Origin of the sequence: Neoroseomonas lacus (assembly GCF_014644535.1) — a bacterium.
In the GTDB taxonomy this organism is placed as follows: Bacteria; Pseudomonadota; Alphaproteobacteria; order Acetobacterales; family Acetobacteraceae; genus Neoroseomonas; species Neoroseomonas lacus.
Genome location: NZ_BMKW01000002.1, coordinates 241,108 through 260,644 on the forward strand (window position 1 = coordinate 241,108; position 19,537 = coordinate 260,644).

At 70.2% G+C, this 19,537-nt stretch carries 19 protein-coding genes; 11 read left to right on the top strand and 8 right to left on the bottom strand.

Going from position 1 to position 19,537, the window contains the following annotated elements:
- Positions 1 to 13: 13 nt before the first annotated feature.
- Together IEY36_RS04525 and IEY36_RS04530 are read right to left on the bottom strand one after the other, a co-directional pair.
- Positions 14 to 706 (bottom strand): CBS domain-containing protein, encoded by a 693-nt coding sequence (locus IEY36_RS04525; RefSeq protein ID WP_188965740.1) that lies wholly within the window; start codon positions 704 to 706, stop codon positions 14 to 16.
- 203 nt (positions 707 to 909) lie between these two features.
- Complete coding sequence (locus IEY36_RS04530) at positions 910 to 1,869, bottom strand: Bug family tripartite tricarboxylate transporter substrate binding protein (RefSeq protein WP_188965741.1); 960 nt, start codon at positions 1,867 to 1,869, stop codon at positions 910 to 912.
- A gap of 232 nt (positions 1,870 to 2,101) precedes the next feature.
- On the opposite strand from IEY36_RS04530, the gene IEY36_RS04535 reads away from it, so the two are divergent.
- Positions 2,102 to 3,448: a replication-associated recombination protein A gene (locus tag IEY36_RS04535; protein WP_229681121.1), complete on the top strand. Its 1,347-nt coding sequence runs from the start codon at positions 2,102 to 2,104 to the stop codon at positions 3,446 to 3,448.
- Here the strand turns inward: IEY36_RS04535 and IEY36_RS04540 are convergent, their stop codons facing one another.
- The 3 genes from IEY36_RS04540 to IEY36_RS04550 all read right to left on the bottom strand — a co-directional run bounded on the left by IEY36_RS04540 (position 3,449) and on the right by IEY36_RS04550 (position 5,573).
- Positions 3,449 to 3,865, bottom strand: a complete 417-nt coding sequence (locus IEY36_RS04540; RefSeq protein WP_188965743.1) for a hypothetical protein — start codon at positions 3,863 to 3,865, stop codon at positions 3,449 to 3,451.
- A gap of 347 nt (positions 3,866 to 4,212) precedes the next feature.
- On the bottom strand, positions 4,213 to 4,872 hold the full coding sequence (locus IEY36_RS04545) for a hypothetical protein (RefSeq protein ID WP_188965744.1): 660 nt from the start codon (positions 4,870 to 4,872) through the stop codon (positions 4,213 to 4,215).
- Between the two features lie 71 nt (positions 4,873 to 4,943).
- Positions 4,944 to 5,573, bottom strand: coding sequence for a YopT-type cysteine protease domain-containing protein (locus IEY36_RS04550; protein WP_188965745.1), 630 nt, complete (start codon positions 5,571 to 5,573; stop codon positions 4,944 to 4,946).
- 124 nt (positions 5,574 to 5,697) lie between these two features.
- Here IEY36_RS04550 and IEY36_RS04555 point away from each other — a divergent pair, with 124 nt between their 5' ends.
- On the top strand, positions 5,698 to 6,066 hold the full coding sequence (locus tag IEY36_RS04555) for a fluoride efflux transporter FluC (protein ID WP_229681124.1): 369 nt from the start codon (positions 5,698 to 5,700) through the stop codon (positions 6,064 to 6,066).
- Here IEY36_RS04555 and IEY36_RS04560 read toward each other — a convergent pair.
- Positions 6,056 to 7,162 (bottom strand): 4-oxalomesaconate tautomerase, encoded by a 1,107-nt coding sequence (locus tag IEY36_RS04560; protein ID WP_188966101.1) that lies wholly within the window; start codon positions 7,160 to 7,162, stop codon positions 6,056 to 6,058. The two genes, IEY36_RS04555 and IEY36_RS04560, sit on opposite strands and share 11 nt — an antisense overlap.
- A 68-nt stretch (positions 7,163 to 7,230) precedes the next feature.
- Here IEY36_RS04560 and IEY36_RS04565 point away from each other — a divergent pair, with 68 nt between their 5' ends.
- The 5 genes from IEY36_RS04565 (at position 7,231) to IEY36_RS04585 (ending at position 12,986) form a co-directional block, all read left to right on the top strand.
- Positions 7,231 to 8,205, top strand: coding sequence for an RluA family pseudouridine synthase (locus IEY36_RS04565; protein WP_188965746.1), 975 nt, complete (start codon positions 7,231 to 7,233; stop codon positions 8,203 to 8,205).
- 1 nt (position 8,206) lies between these two features.
- Positions 8,207 to 10,714, top strand: a complete 2,508-nt coding sequence (locus tag IEY36_RS04570) for an AsmA family protein (protein WP_188965747.1) — start codon at positions 8,207 to 8,209, stop codon at positions 10,712 to 10,714.
- 56 nt (positions 10,715 to 10,770) lie between these two features.
- Complete coding sequence (locus IEY36_RS04575) at positions 10,771 to 11,478, top strand: ATP12 family chaperone protein (RefSeq protein ID WP_188965748.1); 708 nt, start codon at positions 10,771 to 10,773, stop codon at positions 11,476 to 11,478.
- A complete protein-coding gene (locus IEY36_RS04580; protein ID WP_188965749.1) occupies positions 11,475 to 11,750 on the top strand; it encodes an acylphosphatase in 276 nt (91 codons plus the stop codon). The genes IEY36_RS04575 and IEY36_RS04580 overlap by 4 nt, the downstream gene beginning before the upstream one ends.
- A gap of 156 nt (positions 11,751 to 11,906) precedes the next feature.
- Positions 11,907 to 12,986, top strand: coding sequence for a linear amide C-N hydrolase (locus IEY36_RS04585; RefSeq protein WP_188965750.1), 1,080 nt, complete (start codon positions 11,907 to 11,909; stop codon positions 12,984 to 12,986).
- 15 nt (positions 12,987 to 13,001) lie between these two features.
- Here the strand turns inward: IEY36_RS04585 and IEY36_RS04590 are convergent, their stop codons facing one another.
- Both IEY36_RS04590 and IEY36_RS04595 read right to left on the bottom strand, forming a co-directional pair.
- Positions 13,002 to 13,523, bottom strand: a complete 522-nt coding sequence (locus IEY36_RS04590) for a GNAT family N-acetyltransferase (RefSeq protein WP_188965751.1) — start codon at positions 13,521 to 13,523, stop codon at positions 13,002 to 13,004.
- A gap of 17 nt (positions 13,524 to 13,540) precedes the next feature.
- Positions 13,541 to 14,623 carry a branched-chain amino acid aminotransferase gene (locus IEY36_RS04595; RefSeq protein WP_188965752.1) on the bottom strand — a complete coding sequence of 361 codons (1,083 nt, stop codon included), beginning with the start codon at positions 14,621 to 14,623 and terminating at the stop codon, positions 13,541 to 13,543.
- A 256-nt stretch (positions 14,624 to 14,879) separates the two neighbouring features.
- Here IEY36_RS04595 and IEY36_RS04600 point away from each other — a divergent pair, with 256 nt between their 5' ends.
- From IEY36_RS04600 to IEY36_RS04615, 4 genes are all read left to right on the top strand, one after another.
- Positions 14,880 to 15,434 carry a MarR family winged helix-turn-helix transcriptional regulator gene (locus tag IEY36_RS04600; RefSeq protein WP_188965753.1) on the top strand — a complete coding sequence of 185 codons (555 nt, stop codon included), beginning with the start codon at positions 14,880 to 14,882 and terminating at the stop codon, positions 15,432 to 15,434.
- Positions 15,431 to 16,141, top strand: a complete 711-nt coding sequence (locus IEY36_RS04605) for a response regulator (protein ID WP_188965754.1) — start codon at positions 15,431 to 15,433, stop codon at positions 16,139 to 16,141. Before IEY36_RS04600 ends, IEY36_RS04605 begins: the two co-directional genes overlap by 4 nt.
- Before the next feature lie 142 nt (positions 16,142 to 16,283).
- The gene (locus IEY36_RS04610) at positions 16,284 to 17,621 is read left to right on the top strand and encodes an ATP-binding protein (protein ID WP_188965755.1); all 1,338 of its coding nucleotides are present in this window, start codon (positions 16,284 to 16,286) and stop codon (positions 17,619 to 17,621) included.
- 493 nt (positions 17,622 to 18,114) lie between these two features.
- On the top strand, positions 18,115 to 19,533 hold the full coding sequence (locus IEY36_RS04615) for a DEAD/DEAH box helicase (protein ID WP_188965756.1): 1,419 nt from the start codon (positions 18,115 to 18,117) through the stop codon (positions 19,531 to 19,533).
- The last annotated feature ends 4 nt before the right edge of the window (positions 19,534 to 19,537 follow it).

Consider the following 19,537-nt stretch of genomic DNA (forward strand, 5'->3'; position numbering starts at 1 on the left):
CCTCCAGCGCTCGTCACGGCACGCCGAGCATGATCGCCGGCGGCGGTGTGGTATCGAAGATTACCTGCTTCACCCCCGGCACGCCCTCGGCGAGCACACGCAGCGCGACCGCCGCCTGCTGCCCCAGGAAGCCGTGGAAGGTGACGACGCCATCCTTCACCGCGGGAAACACGAAGCGCGTGCTGATCCAGGATTCGGCGGCCATGCGGGCGAATAATTCCCGCCGGATGCGCGGGTCGGAGGCATCCTCCGCCGCGCCCGAGGCGACCGGCGCCATCACCGCGCGCAACAGGTCGGCACGCGAGACGACGCCCACCAACTGCTTGCCGCGCAGCACCGGCACGCGACGGATGCGCCTGCTCTCCAGGAGATGCGCCACTTCCTCGACCGTCGCCTCCTCGGAGACCGTCGCGAGGTCCGTGCTCATCACGTCGCGCACCAGACGCCCATGCGCGCGGGCATAGGCGATCGCCTGATCCGCATTGGCGCCGAGCAGTGCCGCGAAGAAGGAGGCCGGCTTGTCCTCCTTGGCCGAGAGGCGCCGCATCAGGTCGCCATCCGTCACTAGCCCGACCAGCTGCCCGGCTGCATCGACCACCGGCAGGCCGGAGATGGCCCGTTCAGCCATCAGCGCCGCCACGGCCTCGAGCGGCGTCTCCGGCGGCACCGTCACGGGGTCGGTGGTCATGATGTCGCGTGCGCGCATGGCTTCCTCCAACGTCAGGGCGGCTTCCGTTCGCTCCGGCTCACGGATTGCGCCCCAGGCTATTGTTCTTGCGAGCATCTTCACCCGATCAGGCGATTTGACCCGACCGGGATCCGCTCCGGTCACGCCAGGATGGCGCGCCGCACGGCCGGCAACCTTGACGCGGATCAAGAAGATCCGCCCCCGGGCCGCGACGCCTCGTCTCAACCCGCCTCGATATGCGCCTCGCGCACCAGCCGACCCATCAGCGCCCGCTGTTCCTCGAGATACCGCGCGAAGACCACCGGGTCGGTGCCGATCGGCAGCGCGCCGAGCGTCGCCAGCCGCTGGCGGACCGTCTCATCCGCCAGCGCGTGCTTCGCCGCTTCATACAGCCGCTGCACAACCGGCGCTGGCGTGCCGGCGGGGGCATAAAGGCCGTTCCACTCATTCAGCTCGAAGCCCGCGAAGCCCTGCTCGGCGATGGTCTGCACATCCGGCAGCGGCGCGATGCGCTCCTTCGTGGTGACGCCGAGCGCCACCAACTGCCCGTCGCGCACTAGCTGCAGCGTCGATGACACCGTGCCGAACACGAAGGCGATGTTGCCGCCCAGCAGGTCCTGCAGGGCCGGGGTGCCGCCACGATACGGCACATGGGTGATGTCGAGCCCAGCACGGTTGAGGAACATGGCCGCCGCCAGGTGCGCCGCGGTCGCATTGCCCGAGGAACCATAGGACAGCGTCCCCGTGCGGCTCCGCGCCCAGGTGACGAATTCCGGCACGGTCTTGGCCGGGCAATGGCGCGGGTTCACCGCAAGGATCTGCGGCAGCACCACCACCTGGCTGATCGGCGCGAAGGCCGTCGCGTAGTCGAAGGCCAGGCCCCGGATCAGGTACTGGTTCACCGTATGGGCCATGGCGTCGATCATGATGGTCTGGCCATCCGGCGCGCTGCGGGCGACCTCCCCCGCGCCGATCGATCCGCCCGCGCCGCCCCGATTCTCAACCACCACCGCCTGACCGAGAAAGGCCCCCATCGGCGTCGCGAGCAGGCGGGAGGTGGTGTCGACGCCGCCCCCCGGCGGATACGGCGCGACCAGGCGGATCGGCCGCACGGGCGTCCAGGGCGCCTGGGCGAGGGCAGGCGTGGCGATGGTGGCGGCGAGCAGGGCGCGGCGAAACATGTGGTTGTCCTCCCGGTGATGGGAATTTCATGCCCCGCCGCGCCGCGACTGTCGAGGCGAATGGCCGGGCCAGGCGGCGTGAACGCAACCGCGCGCCACATGCTCCTGTGCCGCCCTGGCAGCCAGCCGGGCCGTGACCGGTGTCCGGGGCCATGACGGGGTTCCCCTGCCGGTGAAGCGCGCCATGGTGTACCGGCGGCCTGCATGGATCGCGCGGCGATCCGGGGGCAATATGGCGGGCATGGCCAACCCCCCGCCCTCAATACCCGACCTGTTCGGCGCCACCGACGAACCCGCGACCGAGGCCCGAAACGCCGCACGCCCCCTTGCCGACCGGCTGCGCCCGCGCGTGCTGGCGGAGGTGGTCGGCCAGGACCAACTCCTCGGCCCGGAGGGCGCCATCGCCCGCATGCTCGAGCGTGGCTCGCTCGCCTCCCTGATCCTGTGGGGCCCGCCGGGTGTCGGCAAGACCACCATCGCCCGCCTGCTGGCCGAGGCCGCCGGGTTGCGTTTCACCGCGCTGTCGGCGGTGTTCTCGGGTGTCGCGGACCTCAAGCGCGCCTTCGACGAAGCCCGCGCCCGCAAGTCGAACGGCCAGGGCACGCTGCTCTTCGTCGATGAGATCCACCGCTTCAACCGCGCCCAGCAGGACGGCTTCCTGCCGGTGGTCGAGGACGGCACCGTCACGCTGGTCGGTGCGACCACCGAAAATCCGTCCTTCGCGCTGAACGGCGCGCTGCTGTCACGCTGCCAGGTGATGGTGCTCAAGCGGCTGGACGACGCCGCGCTCGACCTGCTGCTGGCGCGCGCGGAAGAGGAGACCGGCCGCTCCTTGCCCTTGCTGCCCGACGCGCGCGTCACGCTGCGCGCCATGGCCGATGGCGATGGCCGCTACCTACTCAACATGGCCGAGCAGCTCTTCGCGCTGCCGGAACGCACGAAGCCGCTCGACGCCGCCGCGCTCTCCACGCTGCTGGCCAAGCGTGCCGCGCTCTACGACAAGGATCGGGAGGAGCACTACAACCTCATCTCCGCCCTACATAAGTCGATGCGCGGCTCGGACCCAGATGCGGCGCTGTACTGGCTCGCCCGCATGCTCACCGGCGGCGAGGATCCACGCTACATCGCCCGCCGCCTGACGCGCTTCGCCGCCGAGGATATCGGCATGGCCGACCCACGCCTGCTGCCCTTCGCCATCGCAGCCTGGGAGACCTATGAGCGGATGGGCTCGCCCGAGGGCGAATTGGCGCTGGCGCAGCTCGTGGTGCATCTGGCGACGGCGCCGAAATCCAACGCGGTCTATACGGCCTTCGGCGCGGCGATGCGCGCGGCGAAGGAAACCGGGTCGCTGATGCCGCCCAAGCACATCCTCAACGCGCCGACCAAGCTGATGAAGGAGATCGGCTACGGCAGCGGCTACGAATACGACCACGATGCGGATGAAGCCTTCTCGGGCCAGAACTACTTCCCCGAGGAGATGGCGCGGCAGGCCTTCTACCGCCCGACCGATCGCGGGGCGGAGGCCGCGATCGGCGAACGCATGGCGCGATGGGAGGAGATGCGCCGCCGCCGCCGCTGATCAGTCACGCTCGACCTGGAACTGGTCGAAATAGTTCACGCCCAGGAAGCTGCTCTCATAGGCGTCCATCACGCCTCGCAGGAAGGGCTGCATGTCGTCCGTCCCGATTCGGTATTCGCCCATGTTCGGGTCGAAGAAGTAGAAGTGCCGGTTGAACCCGAGCCCGAACGTCCCGTGCGACATGCAGGATGCGACCATGTGCGCCGCGCCGCCGCCCGCCGTGGACAGGCCCATGTTGTACAGGCAATAGGCGCCCGAGGAACTCGCCCCATCGACAAGCGCGTCCATCGAGACCGGGCTTGGATTGTCGAGCACCGACCCGCCGACGATCCGCAGCACATGCGTCGCGAGCGAATCACCGAACCAGCCGCGGTACAGGTCCTCGACACCGCCATCCGCGTCGCCCTTGGCCATCATGATGTCCTGGCTGCGCCCGCCGAAGCGGAAGCCGCCATGGCTGACCGGCGCCTGCTTGCGCTGCTCGGGCGGTTTCGTCGTGGTAAATCATGCGTCGCGCCGCCCAGATCATCGACAGGCCGCAACAGATGCCCTGCCGCTTTCCGTCGGTCAGCCGCGCGTTAACAGCGCCTGGGACTCCTGGTCGTTCCCGAGGATCGTGCCCTGGTTCATGTCGAAGGTCTTGGTATAGCCACGAACGTCCATGGATCTGCTTTCCGGAACCAGGGAGCGGGATGAGCCGGTAGGCTAGGCTCAAACACAGTGCAACCTGGCGCGCATCGCCGGATCCCCATGCTGGTGGCAGGTCAGCCGCGTTCGACCTCGAAGGCGGAGAAGTACGTCACGCCGGAGAAGGCGGCCTCATAGGCCTCGACCCATTTGGCGAGGAAGCTCTCACCGTCGCTCAGGCTGATGCGGTACTCGCCCATGTTCGGGTCGAACAGGTAGAAATGCCGGTTCAGGCCGAGTGTCCCGCCTGAGGCATAGGAAGCCACCATGTGGGCGGCCGGACCCGACGCGGTGGTGAGCCCGATATTATAGAGGCAGTAGGCGCCCGAATGCTTGACCGTGGGCCAGATCGCCGAGGCGTCCCCGGCGCCCGAGGTGTGGTCGCAATTGACGACCGACTTCGCGATGATCCGCAGCGCGTAGACCGCAAGCTGGTCACCGTGCATCGACTGGAAATATTCGGCCCAATTGCTGCCGACAACCCCGCCCATGCCGTCCTGCGTCTTGCCGCCCCAGCGGAAGCCCGCGCCGGTGAACAGCGCCTGGTAGCGCTGCTCGGCGGATTCATCATGGAACATCATCCGCCGGGCCAGCCAGATCATCGAGAGCCCCGAACAGATGCCCTCGCGCTTGCCGTCCGTCAGCGGCGCATTGTAGAGCGCCTGAAACGTCTGGTCATTGCCGAGGACCTGTCCCTGGTCCATCGAGAACGTCTTCTTGTAGCCATCCACCTGCATCGTCTGTTCTCCCTGGTCGCTTGATGCCGGGCGCCGAATGACGGCGCCTGAATGCGGGCAACCCTTGCCCGTCAGCCGTATTCCACCTCGAAGGACGCCAGCCACAGCACGCCAAGAAAAGTGTTGTCATAGGCCTTGAGCCAGGCCTCCACGAACTTCGCGGTGTCGCCGGTGTCGATCTTGTATTCGCCCAGGTTCGGGTCGAAGAAATACAGGTGCCGGAAGAAGCCCATCTTCCCGCCCGAGGCATAGGACGCGACCATGTGCCCGGCCGAACCGCCGGCCGTCTTCAGACCGATGTTCCACAGCCGATAGGTGCCCTTGTCCTTGACGTGCGGCGCGAAGTTCGCAGCCGCGCCGGCCAAGGTGGAGACATCGACCTCCACCGTGCTCTTGGGTGAAATCACCAGCGAATAGGCGCGCAGCGGCTCGCCATAGGCATGGTGGAAGAAGCTGTCCATGCTGCCGCCGGGGTCTCCGAGCGCCAGGTGCTGGTCCTGCGTCCTGCCGCCCCAGATGAAGGCGGCTTCGTTGAGCGCCGCCTCGCGCTTCTTGGCGTTGTCGTCAGGGAAGGTCATGGTCCGCGCCAGCCAGATCATCGACAGGCCGGTACAGATGCCACTCCGTTTTGGGTCGGTCAGCGGGGCGCCGTACATGGCCTGGAAGTTCTGGTCGTTGCTCAGGATCACGCCCTGGTCCATGGCAAACGTTTTCTTGTAACCTTCGACTTCCATGTTCCGGATGATCCCCTGTCCACCTTCGGCGGGAGGCTAGAAGCCTCGGCATGGAACGGCAACGGCACAGCGGAGCGATGACGGCCAACCTATGCAAGGTTTCACATTGCTTTCCCTTACCCTGGTCGCGGCGGGCGGCGCGACCGGTTCGCTGGCGCGCTATGTCACCTCGGTGCTCGCGATCGAACTGCTCGGCCCGGCTTTTCCCTGGGGCACGCTGGCGGTCAACGCCCTTGGCAGCTTCCTGATCGGCGCGCTTGCCGGCGCCGATGTCGAAGGAGGGTCGAGGCTGCTGCTGGTGACAGGCTTCCTCGGCGGCTTCACCACCTTTTCCGCCTTCTCGCTGGAAGCGACGATGCTGTGGTCGCGCTCTCCGGCCCTGTCGGCCGGCTACGTCGCGGCCTCGATCATCCTCGGCGGCGCCTTCTGCCTCGCCGGCATCTGGCTGTTCAGGCGGTAGGCTTGCCGCCCCACACCCGCGCCGGGATGAACACCTCCCCGGCCATCAGCTTGCGCGCCGTGCGCAGCGTGCCGCCGCCGAGCACCTCCACCGCCTCGTTGCCGCTGCGGCGGGTCGAGATCACCGCCTCCATCAGCCCCGTCGGATGTTCGAGCGCGATCGTCTCGCGCTCATGCGGCCCGATCTTCGCCAGCCCGTCCGCCACCGTGCCCGGCAGCATGCAGGCGGTGGCGATGCAGATGCCCCCGGTCACCGCCATCGCCTCATGGCAGGCGAGTGGCGTGAAATAGCGCGCCGCGATCCCCGCCCCGCCCGCCGGCTCGGCGACCATGGCGAATTTCGGCATCACCTTGCCCTCGGCATCGCCCATGCCCATCGCCAGCGAGGCGGCGCGACGAATGGTCTCGATGCGCGCCATGAACGCCTTGTCGGCGTCGAGCTCCTTGGCACTCTCGCGCGCCGTCTTGCCGAGGTCGGCCGCGCGGGCGATCACCACCGGCATGCAGACGTCGAGGCAGGTGACCTCCACCCCCTCGATCATATCCTTCGCATTGCCCGTCGGCATCAGCCTGCCGGTCGCCCCGCCGACCGCATCGGCGAAGTTCAGCACGATGGGTGCGGCGGTCCCCGGCACGCCGGCGATCGCCGTGTTGCCGTCATAGGTCACCCGCCCGCCGGGCGTCTGCACCACCGCCTCGATCAACGCGCCGGTATTCACCGCGCGGATGCGCACGGCGGTCTCGCCATCGGCCACCGGCACCAGGCCCTTCTCGATCGCGAAGGGGCCGATGCCCGCCAGCATGTTGCCGCAGGTCGGCCCGAAATCGACGAAGGCCTTGTCCACCGACACCTGGGCGAACAGGTAGTCCACCTGCTGCTTCTCCCCCTCGGCCGCCGGGGAGACGATGCACACCTTGCTGGTCAGCGTCGTCGCGCCGCCCAGCCCGTCGATCTGCCGTGCATCGGGCGACCCCATCGCGGCAAGCAGCACCTCGGCAATGCTTGCCCGGCTGTCGGGCAGGTCGGAGGCGAGGAAATACGGGCCGCGGCTGGTGCCGCCGCGCATCAGGGTGCAGGGGATCGCGGTCTGGGTCATAAGCGGCACGATAAGCCCGCCGCGGCGCGCCGTCAGCACCCCCGGCGTTGTCGTGCTATGGAGCACCCATGCCTGTCACCAATCGCACCGTCCGCGCCTCCGATGGCGAAGTCCGCCTCGACCGCTGGTTCCACCGTTACTTCCCGCTGCTTACCCAGGGCGCGCTGCAGAAAATGCTGCGTTCCGGCCAGATCCGCGTGGATGGCAAGCGGGTGGAAGCGAATACCCGCATCCTCCCCGGCCAGGTCGTCCGCGTCCCGCCGATGCCCGAGGGCCAGGCGCCGATGGCCGAACCCAAGCCGGTCGACCCGCGCGAGGCGAGCGCCCTCGAACGCCTTGTCATCTACCGCGACGACAGCATCATCGCGATCGACAAGCCGCAGGGCATGGCCGTCCAAGGGGGGCCGGGCATCGCCAAGCACCTCGACGGCATGCTCGACGCGCTGCGCTTCGGCAGCGAGGACCGGCCGCGCCTGGTCCACCGGCTCGACCGCGACACCACCGGCGTGCTGGTGCTGGCCCGCACCCCGGCGGCCGCCTCCAGGCTCGCCGCCGCCTTCCGCGGCCGCGACACGCAAAAGACCTATTGGGCCATCGTCGTCGGCCGGCCGCACCCGCTGGAAGGGCGCATCAGCATGCCGCTGGCCAAGCATGCCGGCGGCCACGGCGAACGCGTCGTCGCCTCGGACGCGAAGGACGCGACGCATGCCGTCACGCTCTACCGGACCATCGACACGGCGCAGAAACAGGCCGCCTGGCTGGAGCTGACGCCGCTCACCGGCCGCACCCACCAGTTGCGCGTCCATTGCGCCACCGCGCTGTCCTGCCCGATCCTCGGCGACGGCAAATACGGTGGCGCCGCCGCCCACCCGGACGGCTTCGGCGACCGCACCCTGCACCTGCATGCCCGTGCGCTGAAACTGCCGCATCCCGAAGGCGGGTTCGTCGAACTCGCCGCCCCCCTGCCGCCGCATATGAAGGACACCTTCACCTTCCTCGGCTTCGACAAGCCGCGCACGCCGGCCTGCAAGCGAGTCCGCTGAGATGCAGGCCAAGCGCGCGATCAAATGGGTGGCCGGGCTGCTCGGCGGCGTGGTGGTGCTGGCCGCGGGCGGCATCGCCGCGCTGACCTACGCGCTGGATGCCGGGGCGTTGACGCCGCGCATCCTCGCCGCCATCGAGGCCGCGACCGGCCGCGCCGCCACGCTCGGCCATGTCTCGATCGGCCTCGGCCTGACGCCGCGCGTGACGGTGGAGAACGCGACGCTCGCCAACCTGCCCGGCGGCGCGCGGCCCGATATGGCGCGCATCCGCCACATGGAGGCGAATCTCGCCCTGTGGCCGCTGCTGAGCGGCGACATCGCCTTCACCCGCATCGCGGTCGAGGGCGCCGACATCCTGCTGGAACAGCGTCCCGACGGCACGCCCAACTGGGACTTCCATCCCGCCCCGCGTGACGCCGCGCCGACCGCCCCCGCCGGTGCCCCGCCCGCCGCCGAGCGTCCGCGCCGGCGCCTTGCCATCGACGTGGTGAACATCACCGACAGCCGCGTCACCCTGCCCGACCCGCGCCTGGGCACCGTCGCCATTGAGGCGGCGCGGCTGCAGGGCCTGGGCAGCGGCGGGCCGGAGACCTTCACCGCAAGGCTCGGCGTGCATGGCGCCACCCTCGCCTTGATCGGTGAGGTGCCGAACGACCCCGCGCCCATCCGCGCCACCATCTCGACCGGCGGCAACCACCTGACCGCGCAGGGCCGGCCTGGCGCGGCGATCAGCTTCGAGGCCACCATCCCCGACTACGCCGCGCTGCGCCCGCTGCTCGCCGCCCTCGCCCCCACCATGGCATTGCCGCCCGCCCTGCCGCCGATCACCGCGACCTTGCGGCTCGGCCCCGACCTGCGCCCGGTTGCCGCGACGCTGCAGGCCGGGGAGGTGGACCTCGCCGCCTACCGGCCGGGCCTGCGCCTGGCGCGGCTCAACCTCGCCGCGCCGGGCCTTGACCAACCCGCCGAAGTGACCATTGAGGCCAGCCAATCCGGCCTGCCCTTCACCGCGACGCTGCGCCTCGACCGGCCGGGCACGCTGCTGCCCTGGGCAGCCGAGGCCCCGCTCGGCGTCACCCTGCAGGCCGAGGCCGCCGGCGCGCGGGCCGAGGCGACTGGTACCATCCAGCGCCCGCGCCGGCTGGAAGGCGCCGCCTTCGACCTGCGCCTGTCGGTGCCGGACATGCTGGCGCTGGCCGCCGTGCTGCCGGACCCGCTGCCGCTGCGGGACGCCACCATCGCCGGGCGCATCACCGCCGAGGGTTCCCTGCGCGGCCCCCTGCGCATCGAGGCGCTGCGCATCGATGCGCCCGCCCTGGTGGCGGAAGGCGACATCCGCCTCACCCCCGGCAAGCCCTTCGGCATCGACGGGCGGCTGGTCGCTGCGCGGCTCGACCTCGACGCCCTGGCGCGGCGCGTCCCGGCGGCGCCGGCGGAGACCGCATCCACCCCGGCCGTGCCTCCGCCCGCCCTGCCCGCGACTCCACCCGCGCCCGCCGCACCGCCCCCCGCCGCCGACGGGGAGCGCCGCGTCATCCCGAACATCGCCCTGCCGCTCGCTGCCCTGGCCACCTGGCACGGCCAGCTCGACCTGCGCGCGACGCAAATCCGCATCGAGGACATGGACTGGCGCGACCTGCACGCCGCCATCACGCAGGAGAACGACATTCTGCGCATCGCGCCGCTCACCGTCACCAGCCCCGGCGGCCCGGTGCAGGGCGAGTTGCGCCTCGACCGCCACGCCAACCCGCCCGCCCTCGCCCTGACCTTGCGGAGCGAGGGGCGCGGCCTCGATCTCGGCGCCCTGCGTCGGGCCCGGGGCGAAGCCCCCAGCGTCGAAGGCCGCGCCCAGGTCACCATCGAGGTCACCGCCCGCGGCGCCACCACCCGCGCCCTGGCCGCCAGCCTGACCGGCGAGGCCGGCCTCGCCATGGTGGATGGCCGGCTTGCCCGCCACGGGCTGCTGCGCCTCGGCCCCGACCTGGTCGCGCTCCTCTTGCCCGGTGCGCCGCAGGATGGGCTGGCGCTGCGCTGCCTAGCCCTGCGCGTCAGTGCCCAGGATGGCGTCGCCACCACCAGCGCCCTGTTGGCCGAGACCTCGGCCGGTGAGGTCACCGGCATGGCGGCGGTGAACCTGCACAGCGAACGCATCGCCGCGCGGCTGCTGCCCGATGTGCAGTTGTTCGGCGTGCGGGTACGTGCGCCGGTCGGCATCGGCGGCACGCTGGCGGCGCCGCGCATCGGCGTGGAACCGGGCCGCGCCCTGGTGCAGGTGATCGACGACACCGTGGCCAACCGGCTGTGGCGCGACCCGACGGTGGAATGGCTGCGCGGGCAACTGCCGGGCGGACACCCGGCAGGGGCCTGCGTCGAGCAGCTGCGACTCGCGCGCATGGGCGCGGCAGGGCCGGCGCCCTCGGCACCGGAGGTGGTGCCGGGCGTGCCACGGGAATTGCAGGGGGCGGCGCAGGAAATGCTGCGCGGGTTGTTCGGTGGGCCGCGACGGTAAGGGCGGAGGAGCGCCGCCCCTCCAACCTTGCACCCCGCCGCGCTAAATACACCTCCATGAAGCGCTTCTGGACCCATGCCGTTGCCGTCCCCCGTCCGGAGGGCGGCCATGCCGTGCTGCTCGACGGCAAGCCGCTGCGCCTGCCGGGCGGTGCGCCGCTGGCCACCGGCTTCGCCGCCCTGGCCGAGGCGATCGCCGCCGAATGGCAGGCCGCGGGCGGCGCGAAGGATGGCGAGATGACGATGGAGGCGGTGCCGCTGACCCGCCTACTGGGCACCGCGCAGGACCGCATCGCGCCCGATCCCTCGGCCATGGTCATCGGCCTGGCGAAATACGCCGAGACCGACCTGCTCTGCTACCGCGCCGAGGACCCGGTGCTGGCGGCGATGCAGGCGCGCGAATGGCAACCCCTGCTCGACTGGGTTGCCGAGACGCATGGCGCGCCCTTGGCCGTCACCGCCGGGCTGATGCCGGTGGCGCAGCCGTCCGCGAGCCTCGATGCCCTGCGCGATGCCGTCGCCACCCACGCGACCGAGGAACTCGCCGCGCTGGGCCTGGCAGTGCCCTCGCTCGGCAGCCTGGTGCTTGGCCTGGCGCTGTCCGCCGGGCGGCTGGACGCGGTGACGGCGCACCGTCTGGCAACGCTCGACGAGGCCTGGCAGGAACAGCGCTGGGGCACCGATTGGGAAGCCGAGGAGCGCCGCATCCGGGCCGCCGCCGACCTCGACCTCGCCGAACGCTTCCTGGCGCTGGTGCGGTCATGAGAGCGCGCCGGGTCATCATCTCGGGCCGCGTCCAGGGTGTCGGCTATCGTGACTGGATGGCCGGCGAAGCCGCACGGCTCGGCGTGCAGGGCTGGGTGCGCAACCGCCGCGACGACACGGTGGAAGCGCTGGTCGCCGGCGAGGAAGCGGCGGTGCAGGCCTTGCTCTCGGCCTGCCGGCGCGGACCATTGCTGGCGCTGGTCATCGACATCACGGAGGAATTCGCCGACCCGCCCGCGGAGCCCGGATTTCTCCGCCTACCGACGAGGTAGAGCGAATCTCCTGCCGATCGAACCACCCGGCGGCGTGACCGCAACGCGCTCGAGCCCGGCCGCGCGATCCGCCAACGCCTTCCGGTTGTTTTTGTAGTGGTTGATTCGTGTTTTGCGAGCGATCTTCGCGCCCGATCAACCAGCAGGCGGATACCCATGCTCCGAACTCGTCGTCGCCATCTCCTCGCCGCCGCCCTCGCCGGGATGCTGCCGGCGCCGGCCATGGCCTGCACCCGCGTGCTCTATCGCGGGTCGGACGATGTCGTGATCACCGCCCGGTCGATGGACTGGATGGAGGACATGGCGACCGACCTCTGGGCCTTCCCCGCCGGCATGACGCGCGACGGCGCCGCCGGGGCCGACACGCCGCGATGGACCGCCCGCTACGGCAGCGTCATCGCGGCCGCCTACAACATCGGCACGGCGGAAGGGCTGAACGACCAAGGCCTCGCGGCCCACGCGCTGTACCTGGCGGAATCGGACTACGGCCCGGCGGTCTCCGGCAAGCCGCGCCTGTCGATCACCCTCTGGGCGCAATACGCACTCGACAACTACGCCACGGTCGCCGAGGCGGTGACGGCATTGCGCGCCGAACCCTTTCGCATCGCCGCCCCAGCCTTGCCGAATGGTTCCGCCGCCTCGCTGCACCTGGCGCTGTCCGACCGCAGCGGCGATTCCGCCATCTTCGAATACATCGGCGGCAACCTCGTCATCCATCATGGGCGCGACTACGTGGTGATGACCAATTCGCCGAGCTACGACCAGCAGCTCGCGGTCAACCGCTACTGGACCACCGTCGGCGGGACCAACTTCCTGCCCGGCACCAACCGCGCCGCCGACCGCTACGCTCGCGCTTCCTTCCTGCTCGGCGCCATCCCGACCGAGGTCGCGCCGGCCTATATCGCCGGCGTGCCGGGCCATGACTTCGCCACCCAGGCGCTCGCCTCGGTGGTCAGCGTGATCCGTGGCGTCAGCGTGCCGCTCGGCATCACCACGCCGACCGAGCCGAACATCGCCTCGACCATCTGGCGCTCGGCGGCCGACCAGAAGAACCTGACCTACATGTTCGACAGCGCGACGCGGCCGAACGTGTTCTGGGTCAGCCTGGCCGCGCTCGGCCTGAGGGCCGGCGCGCCGTCGCGCAAACTGCCGCTGGCCGGTGGCGAGATCTATGGCGGCGAGGTCTCGGCGAAGTTCGTCCCGACGCCGCCCTTCGCCTTCCTTCCGGCCGGCTGAGCGCCGGCGGCCTGCTCAACAGGCGCTGACCATCGTCCCCGCATCGGGCCAGGCGATGCGGCGATAGCGCGTCGGCACGCCATGCAGCACGGCGTCATAGGCCGCACCGGCGAGGCCGCCGAGCCGCTCATAGAAGCGCAGCGCGCCGTCATTGCCTTCGATGATGGTCAGTGCCGCGTGCGTCGCCCCCTGCGCCATCACTGCCGCGACGGCGCGCCCGAGCAGCAACCGACCGAGCCCGCCGCCGCGCAGGCCCGGGCGCAGGTGCAGATAGTCGACATAGGCCTCGCCGCCATCGAGCCAGGTGGCGCAGAAGCCGCGCAGCCCGTCGGCCGCTTCGGCGAGCAGCACCACGCCCGGCCGTGGCGCGCCGAAATGCGTGCGCCACATGGCCCGATGCAGCCCCGGCAACTGGCGCTGCAGCAGCTCGGCCGGCAGCAGCGCGGCGTAGCTCTCCTGCCAGGAGGCCGTCAGCAGATCGGCGATGGCATCGGCGTCGGATGCCATCGCCGCACGAAACGTGGTGGTGCCGTCCACCGGCACCGGCGCCGCCGTCAGGCCGTCACCGGCACTTTCACCACGCTGGTCCAGCCATGCGCGTCATTGGTGCGCCCGTACTGGATGCCGACGATCGCGTCGTAAAGCTTCTGCGTCAGTTCGCCGGTCTGCCCGCCATTGATCTGCACATCCTCGCCCTTGTAGCCGAGCGTGCCGACCGGCGAGACCACCGCCGCCGTGCCCGTGCCCCACATCTCCTTCAGCGAGCTGTCGCGCCCAGCCGCCATCACCTCGTCGATGGTGATCGGCCGCTCGGACACCTTCAGCCCCCAGTCGCGCATCAACTGGAGCGTGGAGGCGCGCGTCACGCCATCGAGGATGGTGCCGGCCAGCGGCGGCGTGATCACCTCGTCGCCGATCTTCACCATGATGTTCATGGTGCCGACCTCGTCGAGATACTGGCGGTGCACGCCATCGAGATACAGCACCTGGGTGTAGCCGGCCGCCTCGGCATCGCGTTGCCCAGCCAGCGACTGCGCGTAGTTCGCCGCCGTCTTCGCCTCGCCCGTGCCGCCCTTCACGGCGCGCACATGCTTGTCGGTGGCGAGGATGCGTACCGGCTTCACGCCCTCCTTGTAGTAGGAGCCGACGGGCGAAAGGATCAGGAAATACAGCAGGCTGTGCGCCGGATGCACGCCCAGCATCACATCGGTCGCGATGATCGTCGGGCGCAGATACAGGGAGGTGCCCGCCTTGTGCGGCACCCAGTCGGCGTCCAGGCCAACCAGCGCGTCGAAGCTGTCGCGGATCACATCCACCGGCAGTTCCGGCATGCTCATCAGCTTGGCGGACCGGTTGAAGCGCTGCGCATGGCGGTCGGCGCGGAACAGGCGGATCTGCCCGTCATCGCCGCGGAACGCCTTCAGCCCGTCGAAGATCGCCTGGCCGTAATGCAGCACCGAGGTCGCCGGATCGAGGCTGAGCGGGCCATAGGGTTCGATGCGCGGATTGTGCCAGCCCTTCCCTTCCTCATAGTTCATCAGGAACATGTGGTCGGTGGTGACCTTGCCGAAGGTCAGCGTGTCGTCCGCCGGCTTGCGCTTGGGCGCGGTGGTGCGGGTGATCGGAAACTGGCCCATGCTGCGTATCCTTCCAGGGTTTCTTATCTTAAGCCTGCGACACGGCGCGGCGAGGGTGCAACAAGCCATGACGGCAGTTCCGGGGCGCGGACGGCGACAGCATCATGATGTATCCTCCTGCTCCGTGTTTCGGCCCATCGGCTTGCAATGCGAACGCCATGTCGAACGAAAGAATGTTGCTTCAGACGGCCATAAGTTAAAATGACACGCCGTATGCGTCAATGATACTGACCAAAGTGGAGGCCCACGCCCGAACATGCCAGCCAAGAGCAGCGCGCAGATCACCGACGTCCCCGAGCGCAGCACCCTCGCCGCCGGCCGCAACCTGCTGTTCCTGCGGGAGGAGGAGCTCCGCCTCGCTCAGGACCTGCTGTTCTTCGGCTATCGGGACTTCACCGCCGGCGCGGACGAGATCCTCGCCGAGCTCGGCATGGGCCGCGCCCATCACCGCGTGCTGCACTTCGTCGGCCGCCGCCCCGGCATCACGGTGGGCGACCTGCTCGGCATCCTGGCCATCACCAAGCAGAGCCTCGGCCGTGTCCTGCAGCCCCTGGTCGAGGAGGGCTATGTGACGCAAACACCAGGCCGCAGCGACCGCCGCCAGCGCCTGCTGACCTTGACCGAGAAGGGCGCCGCCCTCGAACGCCGGCTGTTCGATCGCCAGCGCGAGACGGTGATGCGCGCCTATCGCGAGGCCGGCCCCGCCGCCGTGGAAGGCTTCCGCCGCGTCATGCACGGCCTGATGGGCGACCAGGCGCGCGCCGCCTGCGACACGCTCGAAGGCCCGCCCGCCCTGGGGCCGGCCCGATGAACGGTTCGGTCGATACCGCGCATCTTCTCGTCGTCGATGACGATGCCCGGTTGCGCGACCTGCTGCAGCGCTTCCTGAACGAGCAGGGATTCCGCATCACCGCCGTGGCCGACGCCGCCGCCGCGCGGCGCGCCATCGCCTCCATGATGTTCGACCTGATGGTGCTCGACGTGATGATGCCCGGCGAATCCGGCCTCACCCTCGCCGAATCGCTGCGCCGCGACGGCAACGAAGTCCCCATCCTGATGCTGACCGCGCGCGGCGCGCCGGAAGACCGCATCGCCGGCCTCGAACACGGCGTCGACGACTACCTCGCCAAGCCCTTCGACCCGCGCGAGCTGGCCCTGCGCATCCGCACCATCCTGCGCCGCGCCGCGCCACCCGTCGCGACGCATGGCCTCCCCATCGCCCCGGTGCAGCTCGGCCCCTGCTGGTTCGATGTCGAACGCGCCGAACTGCGCGGCCCCGAGGGCGTCATCCGCCTGACCGGCGGTGAATCGGCGCTGTTGCAGGCACTCGCCCGCCGCGTCGGCGAAGTGCTGAGCCGCGAGGAGATCGGCACCGCCCTCGGCACGCCCGAAGCCGGCGAACGCGCGATCGACGTGCAGGTGACGCGGCTGCGCCGGAAGGTGGAGACCGACCCGCGCGAGCCGCGATTCATCCAGACCGTGCGGCATCGTGGGTATGTGTTGAGGCCGGGGCCGTGATGAGGAAAGAGCGGGGGAGGAACACCTCCCCCGAATCCCTCGCCGTTTTCTATCAATTGGCGCCATCCCGCCGATGTCGGTCGCCAACAGTCAGAAAAAGGAGGGGGTTCGGGGGAGTTCTCTCCCCCGACCTTTCCTGCCCATGACCCCCACCCGCCTCTGCCGCTACCTGGTCCCGCGCGGCCTGCTGGGTCGCGCGCTGCTGATCATCCTGGTGCCGCTGGTCGCACTGCAGATCATCGCGCTCTTCCTCTTCTATGGCAGCCATCTCGATGTCATCTCGCGCCGCCTGGCCGGCGCCGTGGCCGGAGACATCGCGATGGTGGTCGAGCTGCTGGCGCGCAACCCGCACCCCGAGGACCGTGGCTGGATCTTCCGCGAAGCCGCCTGGCGGCTCGACCTGTCGCTGGCCTTCGAGACCGGCGCCGCGCTCGGCAGCACCGGCAACCGCCAAGCCTCCCTGCCGCTGCTGCCGCTAGAGGAAGACCTCGACGACGCCATGCGCGAACGCGTCCGCCTGCCCTTCGACACGGATTGGCAGACCGACAGCCGCAGCGTGATCATCCGCGTGCAACTGCCCGACGGCGTGCTGCATGTCGAAGCCGCACGCAAACGCCTGTTCAGCAGCACGCTGTACCTGTTCGTCATCTGGGTGGTGGGCTCGTCGCTGCTGCTGTTCCTGGTGGCGGCGCTGTTCATGAAGAACCAGGTGCGCGCTATCCGCCGCCTCGCCGAGGCCGCCGACGCATTCGGCCGCGGCCGCGATATCGGCCCGATGAAGCCCGAGGGCGCGGCCGAGGCCCGCCAGGCGGCGATCGCCTACAACTCGATGCAGTCGCGCATCCGCCGCTTCGTTGAAAGCCGCACGGAAATGCTCGCCGGCATCAGCCACGATCTGCGCACGCCATTGACGCGGCTGCGCCTGGGCATCGCCATGCTGCCCGCCTCGGTGCAGGACGACGCGGCGGCGATGACCCAGGATGTCGAGGAGATGGACCGGCTGATCGCCGCCTATCTCGCCTTCGCCCGCGGCGAGGGCACCGAGCAATACGCTCCGGCCGACCTTGCCGAACTGGTCGAGGAAGCCGCCGCCAAGGCCCGGCGCGACGGCGCCCAGGTGGATCTTGCCTTGCCGACGGAACCGCTGGTGCTGCCGGTGCGCGCGGATGCGCTGCGCCGCTGCCTGGGCAACCTCCTCGACAACGCGCGCAAGCACGCGCGGCGTATCGCCATCGGCCTGACCAGCGTACCGCGCGAGGAATCGGGCAGCTGGGCCATGGTGACGGTGGATGACGATGGCCCCGGCCTGCCGGAAGACCAGCGTGAGGACGCCTTCCGCCCCTTCGCGACCTTCTCGGCCGGCGGCACCGGGCTTGGGCTGGCCATCGCGCGAGACATCGCGCGCGCCCATGGCGGGGACATCGTCCTGGAGGACAGCCCGCTCGGCGGCTTGCGCGCCCGGATCAGGCTGCCGGTCTGACAGGAGATGCTGTCGATGGAGGGGCTTTGCCCCGCTAGACCACCCCGCCAAATGACAGTGTCATGTGAAAAGCCGTCCGTTGGCATCGTGCGCCGCGGGCGGGATAGGCGCCGAGACACGCCCTTGCGCCCGAAGCGCCTCCCACGGGCCGGCGTGACCGCGATACCCAGCGCCAAATCGAGGTTGCCAAGGGCCCTTGGCAGGATGAGGTCCGCAGAGGGGCGGCACCGCTGCCCGTATTCCGCCACCCCGCCAACGCTTTCGCTTGCCTTTCGCACCCGCGAAGGCGCATACACCCGTCATCGCGTGGGTCCCCTGCGCGCCACGCGCCACCCGGCCGCGTGATCGGTCCCCGTCGCTCACTAAGAAGCGCGGTGCGGGCCCGGGTCGGGAACTGGCGCGCCACCCACCGGACTGTCCCTATCCCGCGGGGCTTTCTTACCGCAGCGACGTGCGCCGCGAATATCGCCGCGCGCGTGCCACAGGATTTATCTTGACCAATACCTTCGAGGCCCTCGGCCTCGACACTCGCATCCTCCAGGCTCTCGCCGAGGAGGGTTACACCACCCCAACCCCCATCCAGGCGCAGTCCATCCCCATCGTGCTCGAAGGGCGCGACCTGCTGGGCATCGCGCAGACCGGCACCGGCAAGACGGCGGCCTTCGCGCTGCCGATCCTGCACCGCCTGTCGCAGACTTCCGGGCGCCCGCCGCGCGGCGGCTGCCGCGTGCTCGTGCTGTCCCCGACGCGCGAACTCGCCTCGCAGATCGCAGACAGCGTGAAGACCTACGGCCGTCATCTCGGCCTGTCGGTCGCCGTCATCTTCGGCGGCGTCGGCTTCGGGCCGCAGCGCCAGGCGCTTTCGCGCGGCGTCGACATCCTCGTCGCCACGCCGGGCCGCCTGCAGGACCTGCTCGACCAGAACGCCGGCCGGCTCGACATGGTCACCACCCTGGTGCTCGATGAAGCCGACCAGATGCTCGACAAGGGCTTCCTGCCGGCCATCCGCCGCCTGCTCAAGACCATCCCCAAGGAACGCCAGACGCTGTTCTTCAGCGCCACCATGCCGCAGGAAATCAACCGTCTCGCGGCCGAGATGCTGAAGGACCCCGCCCGCGTCGCCGTCGCCCCCGTGGCGACGACCGCCGAGAAGGTCGCCCAGCGGGTCATCAACGTGCCGGCTTCCGGCAAGCGCCGCGTGCTCGCCGAAATCCTCAAGAGCGAAGGCGTCGGCCGCACCCTGGTGTTCAGCCGCACCAAGCACGGCGCCGACCGCATCGTGAAGCAACTCGACCAGGACGGCATCGCCGCCAACGCCATCCACGGCAACAAGGCGCAGAACGCCCGCGAACGGGCGCTGGCCGCCTTCCGCGACGGCTCGGCGCCGGTGCTGATCGCCACCGACATCGCCGCTCGCGGCATCGATGTGGACGGCGTCACCCACGTCATCCAGTTCGACCTGCCGGAAGTGCCCGAAACCTACGTCCACCGCATCGGCCGCACCGCGCGCGCCGGCGCCTCGGGCGAAGCCGTGGCCCTGTGCTCGCACGAGGACCGCGACAAGCTGCGCGCGATCGAGAAGCTGATCCGCCAGACCATCCCGTCCGAACAGCGCCCCGGCGCGACGGCCGAGGAACTGGCCGCCCGGCCGCCCGAGGCTCCGCGCCCGCCGCGCCAGCAGCAGCAGCGCAAGCCGCAGCAGCGTCAGGCCCAGCACCGCCCGGCTGGCCACGGCACCTCCTTCAAGCCGACCGGCAACGGCAAGCCCGCCTCCCAGGGCGGCGAACAGGCCCGCCGCCGCACCGCCACCGCCGGCGTCGGCCAGGAAGAACCGCGCCGCGACCGCTCCTGGCGCGAAGGCGACTTCCGCGACGGCTCCTCCGCCCCGGCCTTCCTGCGCCGCGGCCGGTAACCCG

What these genes read in the sequence shown, in the direction of transcription:
- IEY36_RS04525 (WP_188965740.1), bottom strand. Translation starts at nt 706, where the DNA reads ATGCGCGCACGCGACATCATGACCACCGACCCCGTGACGGTGCCGCCG.
- IEY36_RS04530 (WP_188965741.1), bottom strand. Translation starts at nt 1,869, where the DNA reads ATGTTTCGCCGCGCCCTGCTCGCCGCCACCATCGCCACGCCTGCCCTC.
- IEY36_RS04535 (WP_229681121.1), top strand. Translation starts at nt 2,102, where the DNA reads ATGGCGGGCATGGCCAACCCCCCGCCCTCAATACCCGACCTGTTCGGC.
- IEY36_RS04540 (WP_188965743.1), bottom strand. Translation starts at nt 3,865, where the DNA reads ATGATGGCCAAGGGCGACGCGGATGGCGGTGTCGAGGACCTGTACCGC.
- IEY36_RS04545 (WP_188965744.1), bottom strand. Translation starts at nt 4,872, where the DNA reads ATGCAGGTGGATGGCTACAAGAAGACGTTCTCGATGGACCAGGGACAG.
- IEY36_RS04550 (WP_188965745.1), bottom strand. Translation starts at nt 5,573, where the DNA reads ATGGACCAGGGCGTGATCCTGAGCAACGACCAGAACTTCCAGGCCATG.
- IEY36_RS04555 (WP_229681124.1), top strand. Translation starts at nt 5,698, where the DNA reads ATGCAAGGTTTCACATTGCTTTCCCTTACCCTGGTCGCGGCGGGCGGC.
- IEY36_RS04560 (WP_188966101.1), bottom strand. Translation starts at nt 7,162, where the DNA reads ATGACCCAGACCGCGATCCCCTGCACCCTGATGCGCGGCGGCACCAGC.
- IEY36_RS04565 (WP_188965746.1), top strand. Translation starts at nt 7,231, where the DNA reads ATGCCTGTCACCAATCGCACCGTCCGCGCCTCCGATGGCGAAGTCCGC.
- IEY36_RS04570 (WP_188965747.1), top strand. Translation starts at nt 8,207, where the DNA reads ATGCAGGCCAAGCGCGCGATCAAATGGGTGGCCGGGCTGCTCGGCGGC.
- IEY36_RS04575 (WP_188965748.1), top strand. Translation starts at nt 10,771, where the DNA reads ATGAAGCGCTTCTGGACCCATGCCGTTGCCGTCCCCCGTCCGGAGGGC.
- IEY36_RS04580 (WP_188965749.1), top strand. Translation starts at nt 11,475, where the DNA reads ATGAGAGCGCGCCGGGTCATCATCTCGGGCCGCGTCCAGGGTGTCGGC.
- IEY36_RS04585 (WP_188965750.1), top strand. Translation starts at nt 11,907, where the DNA reads ATGCTCCGAACTCGTCGTCGCCATCTCCTCGCCGCCGCCCTCGCCGGG.
- IEY36_RS04595 (WP_188965752.1), bottom strand. Translation starts at nt 14,623, where the DNA reads ATGGGCCAGTTTCCGATCACCCGCACCACCGCGCCCAAGCGCAAGCCG.
- IEY36_RS04600 (WP_188965753.1), top strand. Translation starts at nt 14,880, where the DNA reads ATGCCAGCCAAGAGCAGCGCGCAGATCACCGACGTCCCCGAGCGCAGC.
- IEY36_RS04605 (WP_188965754.1), top strand. Translation starts at nt 15,431, where the DNA reads ATGAACGGTTCGGTCGATACCGCGCATCTTCTCGTCGTCGATGACGAT.
- IEY36_RS04610 (WP_188965755.1), top strand. Translation starts at nt 16,284, where the DNA reads ATGACCCCCACCCGCCTCTGCCGCTACCTGGTCCCGCGCGGCCTGCTG.